A 24659-nucleotide genomic window follows, 5' to 3' on the forward strand; every position below is an offset into this window, starting at 1 on the left:
GCCTTATTGCCCGCAACACTTTTTAAATTTTTTGCCTGAACCACAAGGGCAGGGGTCATTACGACCAAACTGTGGACGCGTGCCGTCAATATAGTACCACTCTCCGCCCTCCTTTAAGAAACGCGAGCGTTCGATGATCGCGCCCGCTCTTCCTTGCTCGGTAAAGCGCGCAACAAAACTGACGAACCCCTCGTTTTCATCCCGGCCTGCTGCCGTTTCGTACTGAGTGAGGCCGAGCCACTGCATATTTGCAAATCCGGCCTCGATCTCCTGACGAAAATCAGTAGCATGGCAGGATGGATGCCAGGTCTTAATCAGGTAGTCTGCGTCCCGCGTCACAAAAGCGGCATATCGGGAGCGCATAAGTGATGCCGGGTCCGGTGCAACCTGCTCACCGGTAAGATATCGTTGGCAACATAGGCTATACTCGAGTGCGCTACCGCAGGGACAGAGTTGAGACACGATTCTCTTCCTGAAATTAAAAAATGAATGACGTATAACGCCAGGGTGGCACTATGTTAACTGAGCGGTTGCAATGACGCTATGCAGGAATCCAGGGGACGCTAAACAGGGCTAATGAGAAAAGTAAAAATTGGACTGGCATTGGGCTCAGGTGCAGCCCGGGGCTGGTCGCATATTGGTGTGATCAACGCCTTACAACGTTTGGGTATCGAAATTGATATTGTTGCAGGCTGTTCAATAGGTTCACTGGTGGGGGCCGCCTATTCGTGTGGCAAGCTTCCCGAGCTGGAAACCTGGGTACGATCGTTTAGCTACTGGGACGTCCTGCGCCTGATGGATCTCTCCTGGCAACGTGGCGGGTTATTACGCGGAGAGCGCGTCTTTAACCGTTTTCGCCAGGTGATGCCCCTGACCGAATTCTCCAGCTGTCAGATGCCTTTCGGTGCGGTTGCGACCAACCTCAGCACCGGCAGGGAGATCTGGTTTACCGAAGGCGATATTCATCTTGCCGTCCGCGCCTCCTGCAGTATGCCGGGCCTGATGGCACCGGTTCCGCACAATGGTTACTGGCTGGTTGACGGTGGCGTTGTTAATCCTGTCCCTATTTCACTGACCCGTGCGATGGGGGCTGATATCGTCATTGCCGTCGATCTCCAGCACGATGCTCACCTGATGCAACAGGATCTGATGCCGGTTAACACCCAGTCGGATGAGTCCGCTCTGGACGATCTCGCATGGCATAAACGCCTGCGAGGACGCTTCACGCGAACCACCCGTAAACTGGTTGCTGCACCAACCGCCATGGAAATCATGACGACATCGATTCAGGTGCTGGAAAATCGCCTGAAGCGCAACCGAATGGCGGGTGATCCGCCGGATATATTGATTCAACCTTTTTGTCCACAAATTTCAACGCTCGATTTCCATCGTGCTGAAGCGGCCATTACCGCAGGCGCGCAGGCAGTCGAAAAGAAAATGGACGAATTATTACCTTTAGTGCGGGCAACAGCCTGAGCACCCTTTTTTTGATTACTTCAGCAAAATCTGACAGGCGATAGTGCCGATAGCATGCCACTATTTATCTATTGTCAGCGCCGGGAGAGACCATGACACAGCCATTAGCCGGGAAACAAATTCTGATAGTTGAAGACGAGCCTGTTTTCCGCTCCTTACTGGATTCATGGCTATCATCGCTGGGGGCGACGACTGCACTTGCAGGTGATGGGATCGACGCCCTGGAAAAAATGGTGGGCATTAAGCCCGATTTGATGATTTGCGACATCGCCATGCCGCGGATGAATGGCCTGAAGCTGGTGGAGCATTTACGTAATGCCGGCGACCAGATCCCCATTCTGGTCATCTCTGCGACCGAAAATATGGCCGATATCGCAAAAGCGTTACGCCTGGGTGTCCAGGACGTATTGCTTAAGCCAGTTAAAGATCTGAATCGCTTGCGTGAAACCGTTTTCGCCTGCCTCTATCCCAATATGTTTAATTCGCGTGTTGAAGAGGAAGAGCGGCTTTTTCAGGACTGGGATGCGCTGGTGAATAACCCCTCTGCGGCGGCAAAACTGTTACAGGAGCTTCAGCCGCCGGTTCAGCAGACATTTTCCGGGTGCAAAGTTAATTACCGCCAGCTGATGGCTGCCGATCAACCGGGTCTGGTGCTGGATATCGCACCATTATCTGAAAACGATCTGGCGTTTTATTGTCTGGATGTTACCCGGGCGGGCGATAATGGTGTGCTGGCGGCATTATTATTGCGGGCATTATTTAATGGATTGCTTCAGGAACAACTTTCTCATCAGGGTCAGCGTCTGCCTGAGTTAGGCAGCCTGTTGAAACAGGTCAACCAGCTGTTGCGCCAGGCCAGTTTACCAGGACAATTCCCATTACTGGTCGGTTATTACCATAGCGGCCTGAAAAATTTGATTTTGGTCTCTGCCGGACTTAATGCCACGCTAAATACCGGGGAGCATCATATTCAGGTCAGTAACGGCGTCCCGTTAGGAACCTTAGGAAATACTTACCTGAATCAAATAAGCCACCGCTGTACCTCATGGCAATGCCAAATTTGGGGGACGGGGGGGCGGTTGCGCTTAATGTTGTCCACAGAATAGTCAGTTGGAATTTAAACGGTAGATAGCTTTACCGTCGTTTTACGGGCAATGCTACTATCGGTGCCTGTTTTTATTCGTATTTATCCTAATTAAGCGGTAGCGCGTCCTTTTCAGACCCGGACACCATCCACAGGCTGATATACTGAACGCGTTATTAATGCAGACTAAAGTTCAAAACATGAACAGTTCAGGAGAGTTTCAATGGCTGCCGTAAATTCGAAAGTGAGAAAGGCCGTTATCCCGGTTGCCGGGTTGGGAACCAGGATGCTGCCAGCAACGAAGGCAATTCCAAAAGAGATGCTGCCACTCGTTGATAAGCCATTAATCCAGTATGTGGTCAACGAATGTATTGCTGCAGGCATCACTGAAATTGTGCTGGTAACACATTCATCCAAAAACTCTATCGAAAACCATTTCGATACCAGTTTTGAACTTGAAGCCATGCTGGAAAAACGCGTGAAGCGTCAGCTTCTTCAGGAAGTGCAGTCTATTTGCCCGCCGCATGTCACTATTATGCAGGTCCGTCAGGGGCTGGCAAAAGGTCTGGGTCACGCCGTGTTGTGTGCCCACCCGGTAGTCGGTAACGAGCCGGTAGCGGTTATTTTACCCGACGTTATTCTGGACGAGTTTGAATCCGATCTTTCCCAGGATAACCTGGCTGAAATGATTAAACGCTTCGACGAAACGGGCAGCAGCCAGATCATGGTTGAGCCAGTTGAAGACGTTACCGCTTATGGCGTTGTGGACTGCAAAGGCGTCGATATGAAGCCAGGCGACAGCGTGCCAATGGTTGGCGTGGTTGAGAAGCCAAAAGCCGACGTAGCGCCATCTAACCTCGCTGTAGTAGGGCGTTATGTACTGAGCGCAGAGATTTGGCCGCTGCTGGCGAAAACGCCTCCAGGCGCCGGCGATGAGATCCAGCTGACCGATGCCATCGACATGCTGATCGAAAAAGAGACCGTCGAGGCTTACCATATGAAAGGTAAGAGCCATGACTGCGGTAATAAACTCGGTTACATGCAGGCCTTCGTTGAATATGGTGTTCGTCACCAGTCCCTGGGCGAAGAATTTAAGGGCTGGCTGAAAGAGACGCTGGACATTAAAAACTAATACGGCGTTAACGCCCTAAGCAAAACCGGTGATAGCTATGCTACGCCGGTTTTTTTATAACCTTTTTAGGGTGTCGCTCATGTAGGGCAGGGTAATAGTGTGATGTAATCGTTATATGTGCACGTGTAACAGAATGTCACACGAGATAAAATAAAGGCATAAAAAATCCCGCATTAAGCGGGATTTTTCGGATATTTACTGGCTTATTCCTGGATCAGGAAGTCGTCCAGTTGTTTACCTTGCTCATCCATTGCTTTTTTGATAACAGCTGGAGTACGGCCCTGGCCGGTCCAGGTTTTAGATTCGCCGTTCTCATCGATGTAGCTATATTTAGCCGGACGCGCAGCACGTTTAGCTTTAGTACCGGTTTTAGCGGCAGCCATGCTGTTCAGCAATTCGTTAGGATCAATACCATCAGCGATCAGCATTTCACGATATTGCTGCAGTTTACGTGTACGTTCTTCGATTTCAGCAGCAGCGGCGTTTTCTTCTTCACGACGCTCATTAACAACGACTTCTAATTTCTCCAGCATTTCTTCAAGCGTTTCCAGAGTACATTCTCTCGCCTGGGCACGGAGAGTGCGGATGTTGTTCAGAATTTTAAGTGCTTCGCTCATTGTAGTAATCTCAAACTTATAATGTGGGGGTTTGTTGAGGTAATAATAGAGGCATAAATTGATATGTGCAATAGGCCAGAATGTAAGGAATTCAAAAATACCTAATATTCGGCACTATTATTAATTACCGGAACTTAAATTTGGCGGGGAGAAAGGGGGGCGGCGTTATCAAAAGATGCGTTGTAAACCTGACGGTGAACTCTTTTTTTACAGGCAATTTTCATGGGGATTATTGTTTCTCCGGATAAATATCAACCTTTCGTATTAGTACTGAAAACACGGTTACCCGATGAAACCGTTAATTACGCCTGAATCATTTTCAGCCTGGTGGCGACATTAAAATAACAGGTTTTTCCGGAACTTAGCGTTTATAAAACCATGGGTTTTTATGTTCTTTTCGTATGCTCCTTCATGATGTGTCCTATATCCCGGTGGTGGATAAAATCTCTCGTAACGCGGGTCTTCCGCGCTGCAGCACGGAAGACCCGACAAAATATGGTACAATCGCCTATCGGTAATAATACACATTGATTAGGGTTTAACGGCCAATGGCACAACTGTATTTCTACTATTCAGCAATGAACGCAGGTAAGTCGACCGCGTTACTGCAATCCTCCTACAATTACCAGGAGCGTGGGATGCGTACGGTGGTTTACACCGCCGAAATCGATGACCGTTTTGGTGCCGGAAAAGTGAGTTCGCGAATTGGCCTCTCTTCTCCAGCCAGGTTATTTAACCCACAAACTAATCTGCTGGACGAAATTCGTGCACAGGCGGCTGACCAGGCAGTCCATTGCGTGCTGGTGGATGAGAGCCAGTTTTTAACGCGTCAGCAGGTTCATGAGCTTTCTGAAGTCGTTGATGAACTGGATATTCCAGTACTTTGCTATGGGCTGCGAACGGATTTTCGCGGCGAACTGTTTGTCGGCAGCCAGTATTTGCTGGCATGGTCAGATAAGCTGGTGGAATTAAAAACCATCTGCTTCTGCGGGCGTAAAGCGAGTATGGTGCTGCGTCTTGATCAGGCAGGAAAACCCTATGCGGAAGGCGAACAGGTGGTGATTGGCGGTAATGAGCGCTATGTATCCGTATGTCGTAAGCATTATAAAGAGGCGCTGGTAACAGGCTCTCTGACGGCGATTCAGGAAGCCAGTCGTCGTTAACGGTCCAGTTCGTCTGTCGCTATTTGCGCTGGAAAAGAGACATAAAAAAACCCGCCGGAGCGGGTTTTTTATTGAGCGATTAATTAAGCGCTTTTCTTCGCTTTCTTATCCGCTTTTACCAGCGTTTCTACAGCTGCCGGTGCAGCAACCACACCTTCAGTGTATTCGCGGCCATAGAAGGTATCCAGCAGGATCTGTTTCAGCTCTGCGATCAATGGGTAGCGCGGGTTCGCACCGGTACACTGGTCATCAAAGGCATCTTCAGACAGCTTGTCTACGTGTGCCAGGAAGTCAGCTTCCTGAACGCCAGCTTCACGGATAGACTTAGGAATACCCAGTTCCGCTTTCAGGCTTTCCAGCCATGCCAGCAGTTTCTCGATCTTCGCAGCAGTACGATCGCCAGGAGCGCTCAGGCCCAGGTGGTCAGCAATTTCTGCGTAGCGACGACGAGCCTGCGGACGGTCGTACTGGCTGAATGCCGTCTGCTTGGTCGGGTTATCGTTAGCGTTGTAACGGATAACGTTAGAAATCAGCAGGGCGTTCGCCAGACCGTGAGGAATGTGGAACTGAGAGCCCAGCTTGTGCGCCATGGAGTGACACACACCCAGGAAGGCGTTAGCAAACGCGATACCGGCGATGGTGGCAGCACTGTGCACACGCTCACGGGCAACCGGGTTTTTAGAGCCTTCGTTATAAGAGGCTGGCAGGTTCTCTTTCAGCAGTTTCAGTGCCTGCAGAGCCTGACCGTCAGAGAACTCAGACGCCAGTACAGAAACATAAGCTTCCAGGGCGTGAGTTACCGCATCCAGACCACCGAATGCACAGAGTGATTTCGGCATGTCCATGACCAGGTTGGCGTCAACAATCGCCATGTCCGGGGTCAGAGCGTAGTCTGCCAATGGGTATTTCTGACCTGTTGCATCGTCGGTAACAACAGCAAATGGCGTCACTTCAGAACCGGTACCGGAAGTGGTGGTGACGGCGATCATTTTCGCTTTCACGCCCATTTTCGGGAACTTGTAGATACGTTTACGGATATCCATAAAGCGCAGCGCCAGCTCTTCGAAGTGCGTTTCTGGGTGCTCGTACATTACCCACATAATTTTGGCTGCGTCCATTGGGGAGCCGCCACCCAGCGCGATGATCACGTCTGGTTTGAAGGAGTTTGCCAGCTCTGCGCCTTTGCGAACAACGGACAGGGTTGGGTCAGCTTCAACTTCGAAGAAGACTTCAGTTTCCACGCCAGCCGCTTTCAGAACAGAGGTGATCTGGTCTGCGTAGCCGTTGTTGAACAGGAAACGGTCAGTCACGATGAGCGCACGTTTGTGGCCATCAGTAATCACTTCATCCAGCGCGATTGGCAGGGAGCCACGGCGGAAGTAGATAGATTTCGGAAGTTTATGCCACAACATGTTTTCAGCTCGCTTAGCAACGGTTTTCTTGTTGATCAAGTGCTTAGGACCAACGTTCTCAGAGATGGAGTTACCACCCCATGAACCACAACCCAGAGTCAGGGAAGGCGCGAGTTTGAAGTTATACAGGTCACCGATACCACCCTGAGAAGCAGGGGTGTTAATCAGAATACGTGCTGTTTTCATCATCTGACCGAAGTGAGCAACACGATCTGGCTGGTTGTCCTGGTCGGTATACAGGCAGGAGGTATGACCGATACCGCCCATAGCTACCAGTTTCTCCGCTTTAACAACCGCTTCTTCAAAATCTTTCGCGCGGTACATTGCCAGCGTCGGAGAGAGTTTTTCGTGCGCAAACGGCTCGCTTTCGTCAACGATATTCACTTCGCCAATCAGGATCTTCGTGCTGGCTGGAACGGTGAAACCTGCCAGTTCAGCAATTTTATACGCTGGCTGACCTACGATGGCGGCGTTCAGTGCACCATTTTTCAGGATGATGTCCTGAACCGCTTTCAGCTCTTTACCCTGCAGCAGGTAGCCGCCGTGGCTGGCGAAACGTTCGCGAACGGCATCGTATACGGAGTCAACAACCACAACGGACTGCTCGGAAGCACAGATTACGCCGTTATCGAAGGTTTTAGACATCAGTACAGAGGCAACAGCACGTTTGATATCGGCGGTTTCGTCGATAACAACAGGGGTATTACCCGCACCTACGCCGATAGCCGGTTTACCGGAGCTATAGGCCGCTTTAACCATGCCTGGGCCACCAGTTGCCAGAATCAGGTTAATGTCTGGGTGGTGCATCAGAGCGTTAGACAGCTCCACGGAAGGCTGATCGATCCAGCCGATCAGGTCTTTTGGTGCACCCGCAGCGATCGCCGCTTGCAGAACGATATCTGCAGCTTTGTTGGTGGCATCTTTAGCACGTGGGTGTGGAGAGAAAATGATCGCGTTACGCGTCTTCAGGCTGATGAGCGATTTGAAGATAGCAGTAGACGTTGGGTTGGTGGTTGGAACGATACCGCAGATGATGCCGATTGGCTCAGCAATGGTGATGGTACCGAACGTGTCATCTTCAGACAGAACGCCACAAGTCTTCTCGTCTTTATAGGCGTTGTAGATATACTCGGAAGCAAAGTGGTTTTTGATCACTTTATCTTCGACGATACCCATACCAGATTCGGCAACGGCCATTTTAGCGAGAGGGATTCGAGCATCTGCAGCAGCCAGAGCGGCGGCGCGGAAGATTTTATCAACCTGTTCTTGGGTGAAATTGGCATATTCACGCTGGGCTTTTTTTACGCGCTCTACAAGTGCGTTAAGTTCAGCGACATTAGTAACAGCCATAATGCTCTCCTGATAATGTTAAACTCTTTTAGTAAATCAGCTGCTCGACACGAAAACAGTATAGTCAGCGTCATTGCCACTTGCTTAACTTACGTAAAAACAAGGTGTTAATGTTTTTATCGTTCCCCTGATTTACTAAAAGAGCCTCCCATCAGTAGCCTACGTTCAGACTCTGAGTCTCCCTGGTGGCGTAATCAAGATTACTCACTTCTGAGTACCGAAAACATGATCTGTATCAATTTATCCATAAGCTGATACCTTTCAGCAGGGGTATTTTAGGGCATTTCGTCAGTTGTTAAATAATTGCAAAACTAATTGAACCATAACAACGTATAAAGTACACAAATATTTTACAGCGTTACATCACCATATTTAGCATTATTGTGGTGAACTGGCGGCATAAAAGGCGTATCGTCTGCGCGGTTACTGTGGATGCCACATTTTATATTGAGACTTGCTAATCAGCGGAGCTAACAGTGAGCCTATCGCTCTTTGATTTCCCAACCTATTTTAAGTTTTTTATCGGTCTGTTCGCGCTGGTGAACCCGGTGGGTATTATTCCCGTCTTCATCAGTATGACCAGCTATCAAACCGCCCTTGCCAGGAATAAAACCAACCTGACGGCAAATTTGTCTGTGGCCATCATCCTGCTGACGTCGCTCTATCTTGGGGACTCAATATTGCAGATTTTTGGCATCTCAATCGATTCGTTCAGAATTGCCGGTGGGATCCTCGTCGTCACCATTGCCATGTCAATGATCAGCGGCAAGCTGGGTGAGGACAAACAGAACAAGCAGGAGAAATCAGAAACCGCCATCCGCGAGAGCATTGGCGTGGTGCCGCTGGCGTTGCCCTTGATGGCAGGGCCAGGGGCTATCAGTTCTACCATCGTATGGGGAACGCGTTACCATAACCTGATGCATCTGATTGGCTTTTCGATCGCCATTGCTCTGTTTGCCTTCTGTTGCTGGGGGGTATTCCGTATTGCGCCATGGCTGGTACGCCTGTTGGGACAGACGGGTATTAACGTTATCACCCGTATAATGGGTCTGCTGCTGATGGCGCTAGGGATTGAATTTATTGTAACCGGTCTGAAATCAATCTTTCCGGGGTTATTAGGTTAATCCTTCAAATGAAAAAGCGGAGCCCTGGGCTCCGCTTTTTTTGTCATTATCAGCAAATCATATAATGAAAGTTGAAAATCGCTTTAACTATAATTAATTTTATTAATAATTTTGTTTTGTTGATTTTCAATCACTTGCCTGTTCCCATGCCGCTCACCTGCTCATAAACCGCGCAATACGTCTGTTATTTTACTCACACAATACTCTGGGGCTTGCTGCAAGATTACTGAGATGATATTAGTAATTTGCTGAATGATTTAGATGAATGTGCTAAATAATAGACAGTTGTTAATTTTTTGTACAAAAAAGAGAACGCTTCTGGCATCGCGGTGCGCTCATCCATAACATTTTCTTCATCTCATTGAATATTGGTCACTTTTTTCTTTTTCGGTGCGGGACATAGCAGGCCACGGCATGACGGTCCCTTCCGTAAAAGAGAATTGGTTAACAAATTTGCAAAATGTATTGGCACCTAAGTAACTCATTTGGTACTTTCCGGCCATTCCATTTCAGCGTAATTCTTCTAGTTGAGAATCTTTTTCATTAACGATTTTGACCTATAAGAATTAATACATGCCTCGGCAGGGGAGGCATGTCACAAATCGACGCAAGGCGGCCAGACGAGCCGCCAGTAATAGTAAAGTCGGTGATAGCGAGAAGTAAAAAACGCCTGACGGCAGCATAAACTCCTACGTTGTCAGGGAACCCCTAAAAAGGGGAATTAAACAGGCTGGTAAAAACCAGTAATTATAAAGAGTGGAGTATCAACACAATGTCCATCATCACAAAAAAAAGTCTGGTAGCTGCGGGGATTTTAACTGCGCTAATCGCAGGCAACGTTGCAATGGCTGCTGACGTCCCTGCTGGAGTTCAACTGGCGGAGAAGCAAACGCTGGTGCGTAACAACGGTGCTGAGGTTCAGTCTCTGGATCCGCACAAGATTGAAGGTGTACCGGAGTCTAACGTTAACCGCGATCTGTTCGAAGGTCTGCTGGTCACTGACGTAAACGGCCACCCGGTTGCGGGTGTAGCTGAAAAATGGGAAAACAAAGACTTTAAAGTCTGGACCTTCCACCTGCGTAAAGACGCGAAATGGTCCGATGGTTCCCCGGTTACCGCCCACGATTTCGTTTATAGCTGGCAGCGTCTGGCAGATCCTAATACTGCCTCACCGTATGCGAGCTATCTGCAGTATGGCCACATCGCCAATATCGATGACATCATCACCGGTAAAAAACCGATTACCGATCTCGGCGTAAAAGCGATCGATGACAATACGTTCGAAGTTACCCTGAGCGAGCCGGTCCCTTATTTCTATAAGCTGCTGGTTCACCCGTCCGTCTCCCCGGTTCCAAAAGCCGCGGTTGAAAAATTTGGCGATAAGTGGACTCAGCCCGCCAATATCGTGACTAACGGCGCCTACAAGCTGAAAGCCTGGGTCGTTAACGAACGTATCGACCTGGAGCGTAATACCAACTACTGGGATAACGCGAAAACTGTCATTAATCAGGTCACCTATCTGCCAATCTCTTCTGAAGTGACTGACGTTAACCGCTACCGCAGCGGCGAAATCGACATGACCTATAACAACATGCCGATTGAACTGTTCCAGAAGCTGAAGAAAGAGATCCCTGCTGAAGTACACGTTGACCCGTACCTCTGCACCTATTATTACGAAATCAACAACCAGAAAGCGCCATTCACTGACGTTCGCGTTCGTACCGCCCTGAAGCTGGCGCTGGATCGCGATATCATCGTCAACAAAGTGAAAAACCAGGGCGACCTGCCAGCGTACAGCTACACGCCACCGTACACCGATGGTGCGAAGCTGACCGAGCCAGAATGGTTCAAAATGACCCAGGAACAGCGTAATGCAGAAGCGAAGAAACTGCTGGCCGAAGCGGGTTATACCGCAGACAAGCCGCTGACCTTCAGCCTGCTGTATAACACCTCCGATCTGCATAAGAAACTGGCTATCGCAGTCTCTTCCATCTGGAAGAAAAACCTGGGTGTGAACGTGAAGCTGGAAAACCAGGAGTGGAAAACCTTCCTGGATAGCCGCCATCAGGGCACCTTTGATGTGGCGCGTGCCGGCTGGTGTGCGGACTACAACGAGCCGACCTCTTTCCTGAACACCATGCTGAGCGACAGCTCGAACAACACCGCGCACTATAAGAGCGCAGAGTTCGATAAGCTGATCGGCGATACCCTGAAAGTGACTGACGAAGCGCAGCGCGCCGAGCTCTACGCGAAAGCGGAACAGCAGCTCGACAAAGATTCTGCGATCGTACCGGTTTACTACTACGTGAACGCCCGTCTGGTGAAACCGTGGGTAGGTGGATATACCGGGAAAGACCCGATGGATAATATCTACGTTAAAAACTTGTATATTATCAAGCATTAATGGCAATGAGTGGGGCGGGCGCTGTCTGCCCCACGGTGTCTACTCATCGTAATATTATATAGGCACACGCCAGAAGGTACGGGCAATGTTGAAATTTATCCTACGTCGCTGTCTTGAAGCGATCCCAACGCTATTCATTCTTATCACGATCTCCTTCTTTATGATGCGTCTCGCGCCGGGAAGTCCATTCACCGGTGAACGTACGCTGCCGCCAGAAGTTATGGCGAATATCGAAGCGAAATATCATTTAAACGATCCTATCTCCACCCAGTATTTCAACTATCTGAAACAGCTGGCCCACGGTGATTTTGGTCCGTCGTTTAAATATAAAGATTATTCCGTAAACGATCTGGTGGCGTCCAGCTTCCCCGTTTCGGCGAAATTAGGCGCCGCGGCGTTTTTACTGGCCGTTATTCTTGGCGTCACGGCGGGCGTTATTGCCGCGCTTAACCAGAACACGAAATGGGATTACACCGTTATGGGGGTGGCAATGACCGGTGTCGTCATACCGAGTTTTGTCGTGGCCCCTTTGCTGGTCATGATATTTGCCATCACCCTGAAATGGCTGCCCGGCGGCGGCTGGAATGGCGGGGCGCTGAAATTTATGATCCTGCCGATGGTCGCGTTGTCTCTCGCCTATATCGCCAGTATTTCGCGTATCACCCGTGGTTCAATGATTGAAGTGCTGCACTCGAACTTCATCCGTACTGCCCGGGCCAAAGGGCTGCCGATGCGCCGCATCATCTTCCGTCATGCGTTAAAACCTGCGCTGCTGCCGGTGCTCTCTTATCTGGGCCCTGCGTTCGTCGGGATTATCACCGGGTCAATGGTTATCGAAACCATCTATGGTCTGCCGGGTATTGGTCAGCTGTTCGTTAACGGCGCCCTTAACCGCGACTATTCACTGGTACTGAGTCTGACCATTCTCGTTGGCGCGCTCACCATCTTCTTTAACGCGATCGTCGACGTGCTCTATGCCGTTATCGATCCGAAAATCCGCTACTGACACTGGAGCTCGCCATGATGTTAAGTAAGAAAAACAGCGAGGCGCTGGAAAACTTCAGTGAAAAACTGGAAGTGGAGGGGCGTAGCCTCTGGCAGGATGCACGCCGTCGCTTCATGCATAACCGTGCTGCGGTTGCCAGCCTGATTGTCCTGGTCCTTATCGCCCTGTTTGTAACGCTCGCGCCGATGCTGTCGCAGTTCACCTACTTCGATACCGACTGGGGCATGATGTCCAGCGCGCCGGATACCGAATCGGGCCACTACTTTGGTACCGACTCGTCCGGACGTGACCTGCTGGTCCGTGTGGCCATCGGTGGACGCATTTCGTTGATGGTAGGGATCGCAGCAGCCTTTGTTGCGGTGATTCTGGGTACGTTATACGGATCGCTCTCCGGCTATCTCGGCGGCAAGGTCGATTCGGTGATGATGCGTATTCTGGAGATCCTCAACTCCTTCCCGTTTATGTTCTTCGTCATTCTGCTGGTGACCTTCTTTGGCCAGAACATTTTGCTGATCTTTGTGGCTATCGGCATGGTCTCCTGGCTCGATATGGCGCGTATCGTGCGCGGCCAGACCCTGAGCCTGAAGCGGAAAGAGTTTATCGAAGCGGCGCAGGTGGGCGGGGTTTCGACCGGTAATATCGTGGTCCGTCATATCGTGCCAAACGTGCTGGGTGTGGTGGTGGTGTATGCTTCCCTGCTGGTACCTAGCATGATCCTGTTTGAATCTTTCCTGAGCTTCCTCGGCCTGGGTACCCAGGAGCCGCTGAGCAGCTGGGGTGCGCTGCTGAGCGATGGCGCCAACTCTATGGAAGTTTCACCGTGGCTGCTGCTGTTCCCGGCGGGTTTCCTGGTGGTAACACTGTTTTGTTTCAACTTTATCGGCGATGGCCTGCGTGATGCCCTCGATCCGAAAGACCGTTAAGGAGTGCCGCCATGACTATTATTGAAACGGCATCTGCCCCACAAGCGCATCAGCAGGGTAATCTCCTGCTGGATGTGAAAGATCTGCGCGTCACCTTTAAAACGCCTGATGGCGATGTGACTGCGGTAAACGATCTTAACTTCAGCCTGCGTGCTGGCGAAACGCTGGGTATCGTGGGTGAATCCGGTTCCGGTAAATCCCAGACGGCGTTCGCGCTGATGGGGCTGCTGGCACAGAATGGCGTTATCGGCGGCTCTGCCACCTTTAACGGTAAGCAGATCCTTAACCTGCCGGAAAACGAGCTTAACAAGCTGCGTGCCGAGCAGATATCCATGATTTTCCAGGATCCGATGACCTCCCTGAACCCGTACATGCGTGTGGGCGAGCAGCTGATGGAAGTGCTGATGCTGCACAAGGGGATGGGCAAAGCCGAAGCGTTTGAAGAGTCGGTTAAGATGCTGGATGCGGTAAAAATGCCGGAAGCGCGTAAGCGTATGCGCATGTTCCCGCACGAGTTCTCCGGCGGGATGCGCCAGCGCGTGATGATCGCGATGGCGCTGCTGTGCCGGCCAAAACTGCTCATTGCCGATGAACCGACCACCGCCCTGGACGTGACCGTTCAGGCGCAGATCATGACCCTGCTGAACGAGCTGAAGCGCGAGTTTAATACTGCGATCATCATGATTACCCACGATCTGGGCGTCGTGGCCGGGATCTGCGATAAAGTGCTGGTGATGTATGCCGGGCGTACCATGGAGTACGGTAAAGCGCGAGATGTCTTCTATCATCCGGCGCACCCGTACTCCATTGGCCTGCTGAATGCGGTACCGCGTCTTGATGCGGAAGGGGAGTCGCTGCTGACCATTCCTGGCAACCCGCCCAACCTGCTGCGTCTGCCGAAAGGCTGCCCGTTCCAGCCGCGCTGTCCGCACGCGATGGAAATCTGCAACAGCGCGCCGCCGCTGGAAGAGTTTGCACCAGGCCGTCTGCGTGCCTGCTTTAAGCCGTACGAGGAGCTGGTATGACAGCCATTGACGAAAAAAGAAATGTTCTGCTTGAAATCGCCGATCTGAAAGTGCACTTCGACATCAAAGACGGCAAGCAGTGGTTCTGGCAGCCGGCGAAAACCCTGAAAGCGGTTGACGGCGTCACCCTGCGTCTCTACGAGGGGGAGACCCTCGGCGTGGTGGGGGAGTCGGGCTGCGGCAAATCCACCTTTGCCCGCGCGATCATCGGCCTGGTCAAAGCCACTGGCGGCAAGGTCGCCTGGCTGGGTAAAGATCTGCTGGGGATGAAGCCGGAAGAGTGGCGCGAGGTCCGAAGCGACATTCAGATGATTTTCCAGGACCCGCTGGCGTCACTGAACCCGCGTATGACCATTGGCGAGATCATCGCTGAGCCGCTGCGCACCTACCATCCGAAGATGCCGCGTACCGAAGTGCGCGACCGCGTCAAGGCGATGATGATGAAGGTCGGTCTGCTGCCGAACCTTATCAACCGCTATCCGCACGAGTTCTCGGGCGGCCAGTGCCAGCGTATCGGCATTGCCCGCGCGCTGATCCTTGAGCCGAAGCTGATTATCTGTGACGAACCGGTCTCCGCGCTGGACGTGTCGATTCAGGCGCAGGTAGTTAACCTGCTGCAAAAACTGCAGCGTGAGATGGGGCTGTCACTGATCTTTATCGCCCACGACCTGGCGGTGGTGAAGCACATCTCCGATCGCGTACTGGTGATGTATCTGGGCCATGCGGTGGAGCTGGGCACCTATGATGAGGTGTATCATAATCCGTTACACCCTTACACCAGAGCGCTGATGTCTGCCGTGCCGGTGCCGGATCCTGACCTGGAGCAGAATAAGACCATTCAGCTGCTGGAAGGGGAACTGCCGTCGCCCATCAACCCGCCGTCTGGCTGCGTGTTCCGTACCCGCTGCCCGATTGCCGGGCCGGAGTGCGCGAAAACGCGTCCGGTACTGGAGGGCAGCTTCCGCCATGCGGTCTCCTGCCTGAAGGTTGACCCGCTCTGACCGGGTAAAAGGCAATAAAAAAGGCTGCAATCGCAGCCTTTTTTTATTCGCGCCAGAGTATGTGGCAGAGCTTGTGGTCTTTCTCACGACACAGCAGAACGCGGGCAAAAATATCATTGATCTCGCCCCCGTCGGTCTCCGCCAGGCCAATTACCACCTCGGCGAAGAAGTCCGGGTTCAGGTCGTAATCGACATGTTCAGCCCAGTCTTCAGACGGATCGAACAGCTCGGCGCCGCCACGCTCTTCGAACTGTAAATTAAAGAGAATCACGTCAGCCGGGTCGAGATTATCGACGGCCAGTTCCAGAAAGATATCGTAGGCCTGCTCGAGCGTTTCGTCTTCGGTCAGGCGATTGTTCAGATCCATTTCCATGATGACTACCTGTTTAACATCGTTGGGCACGTTTTACAGCAACGGACTAAAGAAGTAAAACAGTCGTTCGGCAATTCGCTGCCATAGCGGCCTTTTCATCCACAGACGGGCATCCAGCAGGCGGGAGCGCGAGATATAATCATCCTGCACGGCCGCCAGATCGCCCCCAAAACCGGTATCGTCGATCACCAGCGTGATCTCAAAATTGAGCCACAGACTACGCATATCGAGGTTCACTGTTCCCACCAGGCTGAGCTCACCGTCCACCAGCACGCTCTTGGTATGCAACAGCCCACCTTCAAACTGGTAAATCTTCACCCCGGCTGCCAGCAGTTCGCTGAAAAAGGCCCGGCTTGCCCAGCCCACCAGCACTGAATCGTTCTTGCGCGGCAGAATGATACTGACGTCGACCCCGCGCTGGGCGGCGGTGCAGATAGCGTGGAGCAGATCGTCACTCGGCACGAAATAGGGGGTGGTCATGATCAGGTATTCGCGGGCGGAATAGGCGGCGGTCAATAACGCCTGATGGATCAGATCTTCCGGGAAGCCCGGTCCGGAGGCGATAGTGTGAATAGTGTGCCCGCTGGCCTGTTCAAACGGCATGATATTGGCATCCGGCGGCGGGGGCAGAATGCGTTTGCCAGTTTCAATCTCCCAGTCACAGGAGTAGACGATCCCCATCGCGGTGGCGACCGGGCCCTCCATGCGCGCCATCAGATCGATCCACTGACCCACACCGGCATCCTGTTTAAAGAAGCGCGGGTCGACCATGTTCATGCTGCCGGTATAGGCGATGTAGTTGTCGATGAGCACCATTTTGCGGTGCTGGCGCAGATCCATCCTGCGCAGAAACACACGCATCAGGTTAACCTTTAACGCTTCGACCACTTCCACACCGGCATTGCGCATCATGGATGCCCAGTTGCTGCGGAAAAAATTCACGCTACCGGCGGAGTCGAGCATCAGACGGCAGTGGATCCCCCGGCGTGCCGCGGCCATCAGGGATTCAGCTACCTGATCGGCCATGCCACCGGGCTGCCAGATATAAAACACCATCTCGATATTATGCCGCGCCAGCTGAATATCGCGGATCAGGGCATTCATCACGTCATCAGAGGTGGTCATCAATTGCAGCTGATTGCCTTTCACCCCGGCAATCCCCTGGCGGCGTTCACAGAGCTTAAATAACGACGCGGCGACGTCACTGTTCTCTTCGGCAAAAATATGTTTGCAGGATTTCAGATCGTTCAGCCATTTCGCCGTGGAGGGCCACATCGCCCGGGCACGCTCGGCCCGGCGTTTACCGAGGTGAAGCTCGCCAAAGGATAAATACGCAATGATGCCGACCAGCGGCAGGATATAAATAATCAACAGCCATGCCATGGCAGAGGGAACGGCTCGGCGCTTCATCAGGATGCGTAATGTCACCCCTGCGATTAACAGCCAGTATCCCAGAATGAGCAGCCAACTCACCACGGTGTAGAAGGTTGTCATAATAAAAAATCCTTTTGAAAGCGTATTGTTAAGAGTTTACGCGTCAGGATTTTTCTGGCAAATAAAAACGCCAGATAAAAGCGCTGGTCTGCCGCAGGCAAGGGACTATAATGAACGCTCTGTTTTGTGAAGAGTTGGTAACATGAAGCGCAGTAGAACAGAAGTAGGGCGCTGGCGCATGTTGCGACAGACAAGTCGTCGCAAAGCGCGTTGGCTGGAAGCACAATCCCGCCGTAATATGCGTATCCACGCCATCAGAAAATGCAGTATGAACCGTCATCGCAATGCGTTGCTGTTCGCCGTTCAGGATTACTGAATGACACAAGGGCACCCACAGAGGTGCCCGATGTTTTTTATTCGCTACGTCAAAAAGGAGGATGAGGTGTTTGCGGATTTGGGTGTACTGAATTTCTGGACCTATGTTGTCGGGGCTATTTTTATTGTTCTGGTTCCTGGGCCTAATACCTTATTCGTTTTAAAGACCGGTATTGGTCACGGTGTGAAAAAGGGCTATCTTGCCGCCAGTGGCGTATTTATTGGCGATGCGGTACTGATGTTTCTGGCATGGGCGGGGGTCGCGGCGCTGATCCAGACCACGCCAATGCTGTTTAATATTGTGCGCTATCTCGGGGCGTTCTATCTGTTATGGCTGGGCGGCAAAATGCTCTGGTCGGTAATAAGGCATACACAGCAGGGCGATGCTGGCGGTCTCGAACCGGCTAAAACCATAATGAAACGCTCGCTGGTGCTGAGTATGACCAACCCGAAGGCGATTTTGTTTTATGTCTCATTCTTTGTGCAGTTTATTGACGTTCACGCGAAGCACACCGGCGTCGCTTTTATGATCCTCGCGGTCACGCTGGAAATCATCAGTTTTATCTATATGAGCTTCCTGATCTTCTCCGGCGCGTTTGTTACGCGCTACCTGAAAACCAAAAAGAAACTGGCGAAGCTGGGAAATGGTTTAATTGGATTACTGTTTGTTGGCTTTGCGGCGCGGCTGGCATCGCTGAACTAATAAGAAAAGGCTCCTGGTACGGAGCCTTTTTTTATCCTAGAAAACTTTTTTAAACGGCTTCACCACGACGTTATCATACACGCCTGCCGCCACATACGGGTCGTCCTGCGCCCAGGCCTGTGCCGCTTCGAGCGATTCAAATTCGGCAATCACCGTCGAGCCGGTAAAGCCAGCCGCGCCCGGATCGTTGCTGTCGACGGCAGGCATCGGGCCTGCGGTCAATAATCTGCCTTCGTCATGCAGCAGCTGTAAGCGCGCAAGGTGGGCAGGGCGTACGGAGAGACGTTTTTCCAGAGAATCAGCGACATCTGCAGCAAAAATCACGTAAAGCACAGCGGAGCTCCTTAACCGATAAAAGTGGGAATTACGTTATGTGAAAGTGCAGGTGACTGCAATGTAAAGATGGCAACATTGTTAAAACCTTGCGCCTGATGTGCCTTTTTTCGCCAGCTGGACGGTAAAATCGGGCGAAGTTTAACTGGCTTATTGAATATGATTGCTATTTGCATTTAAAATCAGGGCCTGGCTTTTTAACTGAAACGATTATGACTTCAATGACCCTCGATTTACCTCGCCGCTTTCCCTGGCCGACGCTGTTGTCCGTCGGAATTCACGGAGCCGTGGTGGCGGGTCTGCTTTACACATCGGTACATCAGGTTATTGAAATGCCAGCGCCCGCGCAGCCGATTTCGGTGACCATGGTAACGCCTGCGGAGCTGGAGCCCGTACAGGTCGCGCCTCCACCGGAGCCTGTTGCAGAGCCCGAACCCGAGCCGGAACCAGAACCTGAAGTTGTTCCTGAGCCGCCAAAAGAAGCGCCTGTGGTGATCCACAAACCGGAGCCCAAGCCAAAACCGAAGCCGAAACCGAAGCCGGTGAAAAAGGTGGAAGAGCGTCCGAAGCGTCAAGAGCGCCCGGTTGAGCCACGTACCACGCAGCCCGTTGAGCGCGCAGCCCCGGCTCGCCCGGTCATGAACTCCGCGCCAGTTACCGCTAAGCCGGTTCCGGCGGCGCCGCCGGGTCCACGTGCGTTGAGCCGTAACCAGCCGCAATATCCGTCGCGCGCGCAGGCTCTGCGTATTGAAGGGCGTGTGCGGGTGAAATTTGACGTCACCGCCGACGGACGTGTGGATAATGTTCAGATCCTCTCCGCGCAGCCGTCAAACATGTTCGAGCGTGATGTGAAAAACGCGATGCGTAAATGGCGCTACGAAGCCGGTAAGCCAGGCAGTGGACTCATCGTCAATATTGTTTTCCGCCTCAACGGCGGGGCTCAGATGGAATAATGAAAAAAGCCTCCCAATCGGGAGGCTTTTTTTATGCCTGCGGTAATGCACGCGGTTTACCTTCGCTATCCACCGCCACGTAAATAAAGAGCGCTTCGGTGGCCTTATAGCGCTGGCCGATCGGTTCCGAAGAGACCTTCTTCACCCATACTTCAATATTGATCGACACCGAGGTATTTCCCCGCTTCACGCAACGGGCGTAACAGCAGACCACATCACCCACCGCGACAGGCCGCAGAAAGGTCATACCATCAACCCGGACCGTCACCACGCGGCCATGGGCAATCTCTTTAGCGAGGATCGCCCCGCCCATATCCATCTGCGACATTAACCAGCCGCCAAAAATATCGCCGTTCGCATTGGTGTCGGCGGGCATTGCAAGTGTGCGTAAAACCAGTTCGCCCTGCGGGGCGTTCGTTGTTGTCATTATGAACTCTACTTATTACGGAGGACTTCAGGCGGGATGCTACTATGATTTGCTGCCGGAGAGAACAGAAGAAAAACGCCAGGCTTATCAAGCCTGGCGGAAGGATTACTGCTTGTCATCCTGTGGCATGTGGCGATAGATGTAGATGCCGCTCAGGAGGGTGAAAATCAGCGTTAGGGCGGTCAGACCAAAGACTTTAAAGTTGACCCAGATATTCTGCGGCAGCCAGAAAGCGATATAGATATTCGCCAGACCACAGAGAATAAAGAATACCGCCCAGGCGATATTCAGGCGCGACCAGACCGCCTGCGGCAGCGCCAGCTCTTTACCCAGCATGCGCTGGATAAGCGGCTTTTTCATCACCCACTGGCTGAACAGCAGGGCGCCGGCAAACAGCACATAAATGACGGTCACTTTCCACTTGATGAACTCATCGTTGTGGAAAAAGACGGTCAGCCCGCCAAAGACGGCCACCAGCACAAAGGTGATCAGGGCCATTTTTTCAACCTTGCGGTAGCGCACCCAGCTGTAAATCAGCACGACTGCGGTGGCGACAATCAGGGCAGTGGTCGCGGCGTAAATGTCATACAGCTTATAGAAAGCAAAAAAGACAACCAGGGGTAAAAAATCAAGAAACTGCTTCATTCTTCGATTCCATCTATCAGCGACGGCCTGTACGTTCTGAACAGGCCATCAGAAAAATTACTGGCGAATTAACGTGTACAGGCGGAACAAATAAACGAGCAAGACAGCGGAGATGAGGTTGCTCAGGGTATTCGCCACAACAGCACCAACGTTAGGCGTCAGAACGGCAAGATTGGGTGCAAACAGCAGCAGCAGGGTTTTCGCCAGCAGCCAGCTCATTACCGCTGGCGCGACCAGACGCATATTAGACCATGCCAGCCGGATACTGCTACGCATGGCGACAAAAATGCCCATGCGGTCCTGTACCAGCATCACGGGGGCGAAGGCGAGCACAATCGCCAACAGCACGCCCGGCACCACAACCAGCATAATCCCTAATTGCACAAGCATGGTGGTTAAAAAGATCAGAATGAACAGCCTGGGCAGCAGCGGCGCGCTGGCACCTATCGCCCGCAGCGCGCTGACGCGCTGCCCGGCAGAGACCAGCTGGATCATCAGCAGCACGCCGCCTGCCAGAATGGCATTGCCGATAAGACCGGAAAAGGTCGAGGCCGCAGAAGCCCGCAACAGGATCTGCTGCTGTTCCGGAGTCATGTTCTGCACCATCTCAAACAGACCAACGCTGCTGGCGATTTGATCGCCTTCGCTCAGGCTGGCAATTTGCTCCTCACTCGGCGAAAAAGCATGACCAAGTACCACCGTGATAAATGCGCACAACAAGGCGATCAGTAAAAAGGTAACGAACTGATTGCGGAAAAAATTCCCCGTGTCACGGTAGACAGACTTCGCCGTGATAGACATGCACTCTCCTTGAGTATTGCAGGTGTTAATTAGCGGGCAATTGTACCCTGGATAAGTGTACGGTGGCAGTATCAAGCCTTGTATGGAAAAGCATATCTTTGTAAAGCGCCCGTAATGCGTCGCTGCCATTTTGCGCGGTTGTGGGCAAGCGGGGCGTTTTGTGTCCGAAATGGCAAAATTGATCCAGACCCTGCCTACCAATTTTTGCCAGTTGTGAAAAAAATTAATTTAGATCAATGAATGTTAAATCACTGAATTTAGTGTGATCAATGCAAGATCACTTATTAATCATTTGTGGGTATATTCCGTTCCTGAATAAAACCATAACGAGGGAATGGATATGAAAAAAGCAGCGGTGGCAGCACTGATTCTGAGTACGCTTTCCGGCGGCGCAATGGCCCACGAAGCAGGTGAGTTCTTTTTCCGTCTCGGGACGGCGACGGTACGTCCAACGGAAGGCTCGGACAATGTTCTGGGTCTGGGCGGTTTTAACGTCAGTAACAATACCCAGGCGGGGATGACCTTTACCTGGATGGCGACCGACAACGTCGGCGTTGAACTGCTGGCGGCCACGCCGTTTCGCCATAAAGTCGGTACGGGCCCAACCGGGGATATCGCCACGGTTCACCATCTGCCGCCGACCCTGATGGCCCAGTGGTATTTCGGTGATGCAGGCAGCAAGGTTCGCCCCTACGTTGGCGCCGGGGTTAACTACACCACCTTCTTTGATGAGAAGTTTAACGACACCGGTAAAGCGGCTGGCCTTTCCGATCTGAGCCTGAAAGATTCATGGGGTATGGCGGGGCAGGTGGGGCTGGATTACCTCATCAACCGCGACTGGCTGATTAATATGTCGGTCTGGTACATGGATATCGACACCGAGGTGCGCTTTAAGGCGAGGGATCAGCAGCAAAATATCAATACCCGTCTGGATCCGTGGGTGTTTATGTTCTCGGCGGGATACCGCTTCTGAAAATAAGAAGGCCCCGAGGGGCCTTTTTTTATTTACGCCCTAACAGCAGGCCAAGAACAATACCCACCGCACCCGCGGCGATCAGGCCGGTAAGAGGGTTATTTTTTACTGCGTCGGTAACATCAGTAACAACGTCGCTTGCCTGTGCAGCATATTTGCGCCCGGCACCCTTCAGCTGATGTTTTGGCGAATCAACGGCCTCGCCAAACTGCTGCTGCGCAGCGCCGGCGAATTCATCCAGTTTGTTCTTCGCTTTTTCACCTGCATATTGTGCATCATTATCAAGATTTTGGTCTGACATAACGTTCTCCTTTTGTAGTCAATGTTAAGCATAGACTCAACAGGGATATCCTGGAGAAAATGGGATTAATACTTAAGAAAGGGTGGCCTGGCGCCACCCTCTTATTATTTCTGGATGAGATAGCGGATGGTCGGCCCATCCTGTTGAATATCCAGTACCGTATAGCCGTGGTTTCTGGCGTCCAGGGGAATATTGTTGATGGATTGAGGGCAGTCGCTCACCACCTCCAGGATCTCGCCCTTTTTCAGTTGCGGCATCGCCTCAAGCGTGGCAACCGCCGGGTATGGGCAAGGTTCACCCAGCATATCGAGGCGGTAGTCGGGAACGATCGCTTTCATGCGGCTTCCTCACGAATGTCAGTTTTCATGGCAGCGCGGCGGAAGAAGCGTTTCTCCTGCGCCAGCACCAGCAAAAATGCGACCAGCAGCAAAATGTAGGTCACCAGTAATCCACCCAGCGGGCCAAAGGTGTTGAGAAGATTAACCTTGTCCCAGTTGGTCGCCAGCGCGGGGGATAAATCATCCCACCAGTAAGCCAGCAGGGTCGAGCCAATCACATTACCCAGACCAACCCACCAGTAGTGCACCTGGCCTTCCACCGCGCGGTACATCCACCCGGTCTCGCAGCCGCCCGCCAGCACAATCCCAAAGCCAAACAGTAGCCCGCCGATCACGGCGTTTGGCCCGGCCCACATGATTTTAGGCGCGACACCCAGCTGGACGTAGCTGAAGATCCCGATGGCGCTCACCGCCATCCCGGCGATAATCGCCTTCGCCATCATGGTGCGTCCGGTGATCCACATATCGCGAAACGCGGAGGTAAAGCAGATCTGCGCCCGTTCAATCAGCAGACCAAATCCGACACCGAACAGCATCGCCAGCCCGAGCTTCGGCTGGTTCAGCGCGGTACAGAGCGCCCAGGCCAGCATGCCGAAGAAGACCAGCATACCGAGACGAAAGCGACGACGGGCCTGATCCGGCTTCTGCGTTAACGGCGAGGCGGCGCTCACTTTTTGCATTTTGACCGGAATACGGAACAGGGGCAGCAGGGTAAAGCGCGCGCCAAAGTACGAGCCGACGGCGGTGGCGAGAGCAAAAAACCAGGCGTGGAGGGAGAACTGCGGGATCCCGGTGAAGAAAGCCGCAAGGTTACAGCCCATCGCCAGGCGCGCACCAAACCCGGCGATGATACCGCCAACCACCGCCTGGGCGATGCGGATCCGGCTGTGCGGCATGCGCAGCTTGACGTTGTTTGCCCAGAGTGCGGCAGCAAAACAGCCGCCGAACATACCGATGATCATCATGCCGTCGATGCGTGTGAGTGGGGAGCCATCAAGGTGAATGAGTTTGAAGTAACCCCACGCTTCGGTGTGAACGCCCGCCAGTTGCAGCAACTGCCCGCCCCAACGGGTAAATTCACCCGTAACCGCCCAGAAGGTGCCGGTGATACCAAAATAGTAGGTGGAGAGGATCCCGGCAGCGATAACGGCAGGAACAGGTGACCAGAACTTAATTAAATAAGTCTGCTTAAAGTATTGCCATGACATAGTTAAGCCTCTGAACTCAGAAGGTTTAAGGAGGAAGTGTTATAAAACGTGAGGATGATACGCCGGGAATCGCGTTTG

26 protein-coding genes and 1 pseudogene are annotated in these 24659 nt (G+C 52.2%); 14 read left to right on the forward strand and 13 right to left on the reverse strand.

The window, feature by feature from the left end; translation table 11 throughout:
* Positions 1 to 3 precede the first annotated feature (3 nt).
* On the reverse strand, positions 4 to 462 hold the full coding sequence (locus B3X29_RS18410) for a YchJ family protein (protein WP_159339471.1): 459 nt from the start codon (positions 460 to 462) through the stop codon (positions 4 to 6).
* Between the two features lie 114 nt (positions 463 to 576).
* Between B3X29_RS18410 and rssA the strand changes: the two genes are divergently transcribed.
* The 3 genes from rssA to galU all read left to right on the forward strand — a co-directional run bounded on the left by rssA (position 577) and on the right by galU (position 3692).
* On the forward strand, positions 577 to 1476 hold the full coding sequence (rssA, locus tag B3X29_RS18415; protein WP_103179923.1) for a patatin-like phospholipase RssA: 900 nt from the start codon (positions 577 to 579) through the stop codon (positions 1474 to 1476).
* Positions 1477 to 1568: 92 nt separating this feature from the next.
* On the forward strand, positions 1569 to 2582 hold the full coding sequence (gene rssB / locus B3X29_RS18420) for a two-component system response regulator RssB (RefSeq protein WP_290561702.1): 1014 nt from the start codon (positions 1569 to 1571) through the stop codon (positions 2580 to 2582).
* 201 nt (positions 2583 to 2783) lie between these two features.
* A complete protein-coding gene (gene galU / locus B3X29_RS18425) occupies positions 2784 to 3692 on the forward strand; it encodes a UTP--glucose-1-phosphate uridylyltransferase GalU (RefSeq protein ID WP_103179921.1) in 909 nt (302 codons plus the stop codon).
* Between the two features lie 203 nt (positions 3693 to 3895).
* On the opposite strand, the gene hns is transcribed toward galU, so the two are convergent.
* The gene (gene hns / locus B3X29_RS18430) at positions 3896 to 4309 is read right to left on the reverse strand and encodes a histone-like nucleoid-structuring protein H-NS (protein WP_039030686.1); all 414 of its coding nucleotides are present in this window, start codon (positions 4307 to 4309) and stop codon (positions 3896 to 3898) included.
* A 548-nt stretch (positions 4310 to 4857) separates the two neighbouring features.
* Between hns and tdk the strand changes: the two genes are divergently transcribed.
* Positions 4858 to 5472 (forward strand): thymidine kinase, encoded by a 615-nt coding sequence (gene tdk, locus B3X29_RS18435; protein WP_103179920.1) that lies wholly within the window; start codon positions 4858 to 4860, stop codon positions 5470 to 5472.
* An 83-nt stretch (positions 5473 to 5555) separates the two neighbouring features.
* Here the strand turns inward: tdk and adhE are convergent, their stop codons facing one another.
* Complete coding sequence (gene adhE, locus B3X29_RS18440) at positions 5556 to 8234, reverse strand: bifunctional acetaldehyde-CoA/alcohol dehydrogenase (protein WP_103179919.1); 2679 nt, start codon at positions 8232 to 8234, stop codon at positions 5556 to 5558.
* Positions 8235 to 8710: 476 nt separating this feature from the next.
* Between adhE and B3X29_RS18445 the strand changes: the two genes are divergently transcribed.
* From B3X29_RS18445 to oppF, 6 genes are all read left to right on the forward strand, one after another.
* Complete coding sequence (locus B3X29_RS18445) at positions 8711 to 9358, forward strand: YchE family NAAT transporter (RefSeq protein ID WP_103179918.1); 648 nt, start codon at positions 8711 to 8713, stop codon at positions 9356 to 9358.
* A gap of 772 nt (positions 9359 to 10130) precedes the next feature.
* Positions 10131 to 11762 (forward strand): oligopeptide ABC transporter substrate-binding protein OppA, encoded by a 1632-nt coding sequence (gene oppA, locus B3X29_RS18450; RefSeq protein WP_103179917.1) that lies wholly within the window; start codon positions 10131 to 10133, stop codon positions 11760 to 11762.
* 85 nt (positions 11763 to 11847) lie between these two features.
* A complete protein-coding gene (gene oppB / locus B3X29_RS18455; protein WP_103179916.1) occupies positions 11848 to 12768 on the forward strand; it encodes an oligopeptide ABC transporter permease OppB in 921 nt (306 codons plus the stop codon).
* A 14-nt stretch (positions 12769 to 12782) separates the two neighbouring features.
* Positions 12783 to 13691, forward strand: a complete 909-nt coding sequence (oppC, locus tag B3X29_RS18460; protein ID WP_103179915.1) for an oligopeptide ABC transporter permease OppC — start codon at positions 12783 to 12785, stop codon at positions 13689 to 13691.
* Positions 13692 to 13702: 11 nt separating this feature from the next.
* Complete coding sequence (locus tag B3X29_RS18465; RefSeq protein ID WP_103179914.1) at positions 13703 to 14716, forward strand: ABC transporter ATP-binding protein; 1014 nt, start codon at positions 13703 to 13705, stop codon at positions 14714 to 14716.
* On the forward strand, positions 14713 to 15717 hold the full coding sequence (gene oppF, locus B3X29_RS18470; protein WP_103179913.1) for a murein tripeptide/oligopeptide ABC transporter ATP-binding protein OppF: 1005 nt from the start codon (positions 14713 to 14715) through the stop codon (positions 15715 to 15717). Before B3X29_RS18465 ends, oppF begins: the two co-directional genes overlap by 4 nt.
* A gap of 43 nt (positions 15718 to 15760) precedes the next feature.
* On the opposite strand, the gene B3X29_RS18475 is transcribed toward oppF, so the two are convergent.
* Together B3X29_RS18475 and cls are read right to left on the reverse strand one after the other, a co-directional pair.
* On the reverse strand, positions 15761 to 16090 hold the full coding sequence (locus B3X29_RS18475; protein ID WP_103179912.1) for an HI1450 family dsDNA-mimic protein: 330 nt from the start codon (positions 16088 to 16090) through the stop codon (positions 15761 to 15763).
* A gap of 33 nt (positions 16091 to 16123) precedes the next feature.
* Positions 16124 to 17584, reverse strand: a complete 1461-nt coding sequence (gene cls, locus B3X29_RS18480) for a cardiolipin synthase (RefSeq protein ID WP_103179911.1) — start codon at positions 17582 to 17584, stop codon at positions 16124 to 16126.
* A 142-nt stretch (positions 17585 to 17726) separates the two neighbouring features.
* Between cls and B3X29_RS18485 the strand changes: the two genes are divergently transcribed.
* Both B3X29_RS18485 and leuE read left to right on the forward strand, forming a co-directional pair.
* On the forward strand, positions 17727 to 17900 hold the full coding sequence (locus B3X29_RS18485) for a YciY family protein (RefSeq protein ID WP_139156347.1): 174 nt from the start codon (positions 17727 to 17729) through the stop codon (positions 17898 to 17900).
* Positions 17901 to 17966: 66 nt separating this feature from the next.
* Positions 17967 to 18602 carry a leucine efflux protein LeuE gene (gene leuE, locus B3X29_RS18490; protein ID WP_103822506.1) on the forward strand — a complete coding sequence of 212 codons (636 nt, stop codon included), beginning with the start codon at positions 17967 to 17969 and terminating at the stop codon, positions 18600 to 18602.
* 36 nt (positions 18603 to 18638) lie between these two features.
* Here the strand turns inward: leuE and B3X29_RS18495 are convergent, their stop codons facing one another.
* Positions 18639 to 18935, reverse strand: coding sequence for a YciI family protein (locus tag B3X29_RS18495; protein WP_032611245.1), 297 nt, complete (start codon positions 18933 to 18935; stop codon positions 18639 to 18641).
* Positions 18936 to 19156: 221 nt separating this feature from the next.
* On the opposite strand from B3X29_RS18495, the gene tonB reads away from it, so the two are divergent.
* Complete coding sequence (gene tonB / locus B3X29_RS18500; protein WP_103181096.1) at positions 19157 to 19888, forward strand: TonB system transport protein TonB; 732 nt, start codon at positions 19157 to 19159, stop codon at positions 19886 to 19888.
* 31 nt (positions 19889 to 19919) lie between these two features.
* Here tonB and yciA read toward each other — a convergent pair whose 3' ends face one another.
* From yciA to B3X29_RS18520, 4 genes and pseudogenes are all read right to left on the reverse strand, one after another.
* Positions 19920 to 20315 carry an acyl-CoA thioester hydrolase YciA gene (gene yciA / locus B3X29_RS18505; RefSeq protein WP_103179910.1) on the reverse strand — a complete coding sequence of 132 codons (396 nt, stop codon included), beginning with the start codon at positions 20313 to 20315 and terminating at the stop codon, positions 19920 to 19922.
* A gap of 105 nt (positions 20316 to 20420) precedes the next feature.
* Positions 20421 to 20960: a septation protein A gene (locus B3X29_RS18510; RefSeq protein WP_103179909.1), complete on the reverse strand. Its 540-nt coding sequence runs from the start codon at positions 20958 to 20960 to the stop codon at positions 20421 to 20423.
* A 57-nt stretch (positions 20961 to 21017) separates the two neighbouring features.
* The gene (locus B3X29_RS18515) at positions 21018 to 21761 is read right to left on the reverse strand and encodes a YciC family protein (RefSeq protein WP_103179908.1); all 744 of its coding nucleotides are present in this window, start codon (positions 21759 to 21761) and stop codon (positions 21018 to 21020) included.
* Positions 21762 to 21786: 25 nt separating this feature from the next.
* A pseudogene (locus B3X29_RS18520) lies at positions 21787 to 21876 on the reverse strand (YkgJ family cysteine cluster protein); the annotation flags it as partial.
* Positions 21877 to 22101: 225 nt separating this feature from the next.
* On the opposite strand from B3X29_RS18520, the gene ompW reads away from it, so the two are divergent.
* A complete protein-coding gene (ompW, locus tag B3X29_RS18525; protein WP_290561707.1) occupies positions 22102 to 22734 on the forward strand; it encodes an outer membrane protein OmpW in 633 nt (210 codons plus the stop codon).
* 28 nt (positions 22735 to 22762) lie between these two features.
* On the opposite strand, the gene B3X29_RS18530 is transcribed toward ompW, so the two are convergent.
* From B3X29_RS18530 to yedE, 3 genes are all read right to left on the reverse strand, one after another.
* Complete coding sequence (locus B3X29_RS18530; protein ID WP_103179906.1) at positions 22763 to 23035, reverse strand: DUF883 family protein; 273 nt, start codon at positions 23033 to 23035, stop codon at positions 22763 to 22765.
* 104 nt (positions 23036 to 23139) lie between these two features.
* Positions 23140 to 23373, reverse strand: a complete 234-nt coding sequence (gene yedF / locus B3X29_RS18535; protein WP_103179905.1) for a sulfurtransferase-like selenium metabolism protein YedF — start codon at positions 23371 to 23373, stop codon at positions 23140 to 23142.
* On the reverse strand, positions 23370 to 24581 hold the full coding sequence (yedE, locus tag B3X29_RS18540; RefSeq protein ID WP_103179904.1) for a selenium metabolism membrane protein YedE/FdhT: 1212 nt from the start codon (positions 24579 to 24581) through the stop codon (positions 23370 to 23372). Before yedE ends, yedF begins: the two co-directional genes overlap by 4 nt.
* Between the last annotated feature and the right edge of the window lie 78 nt (positions 24582 to 24659).

Source organism: Leclercia sp. UBA5076, from assembly GCF_002416465.1.
GTDB lineage: Bacteria > Pseudomonadota > Gammaproteobacteria > Enterobacterales > Enterobacteriaceae > Enterobacter.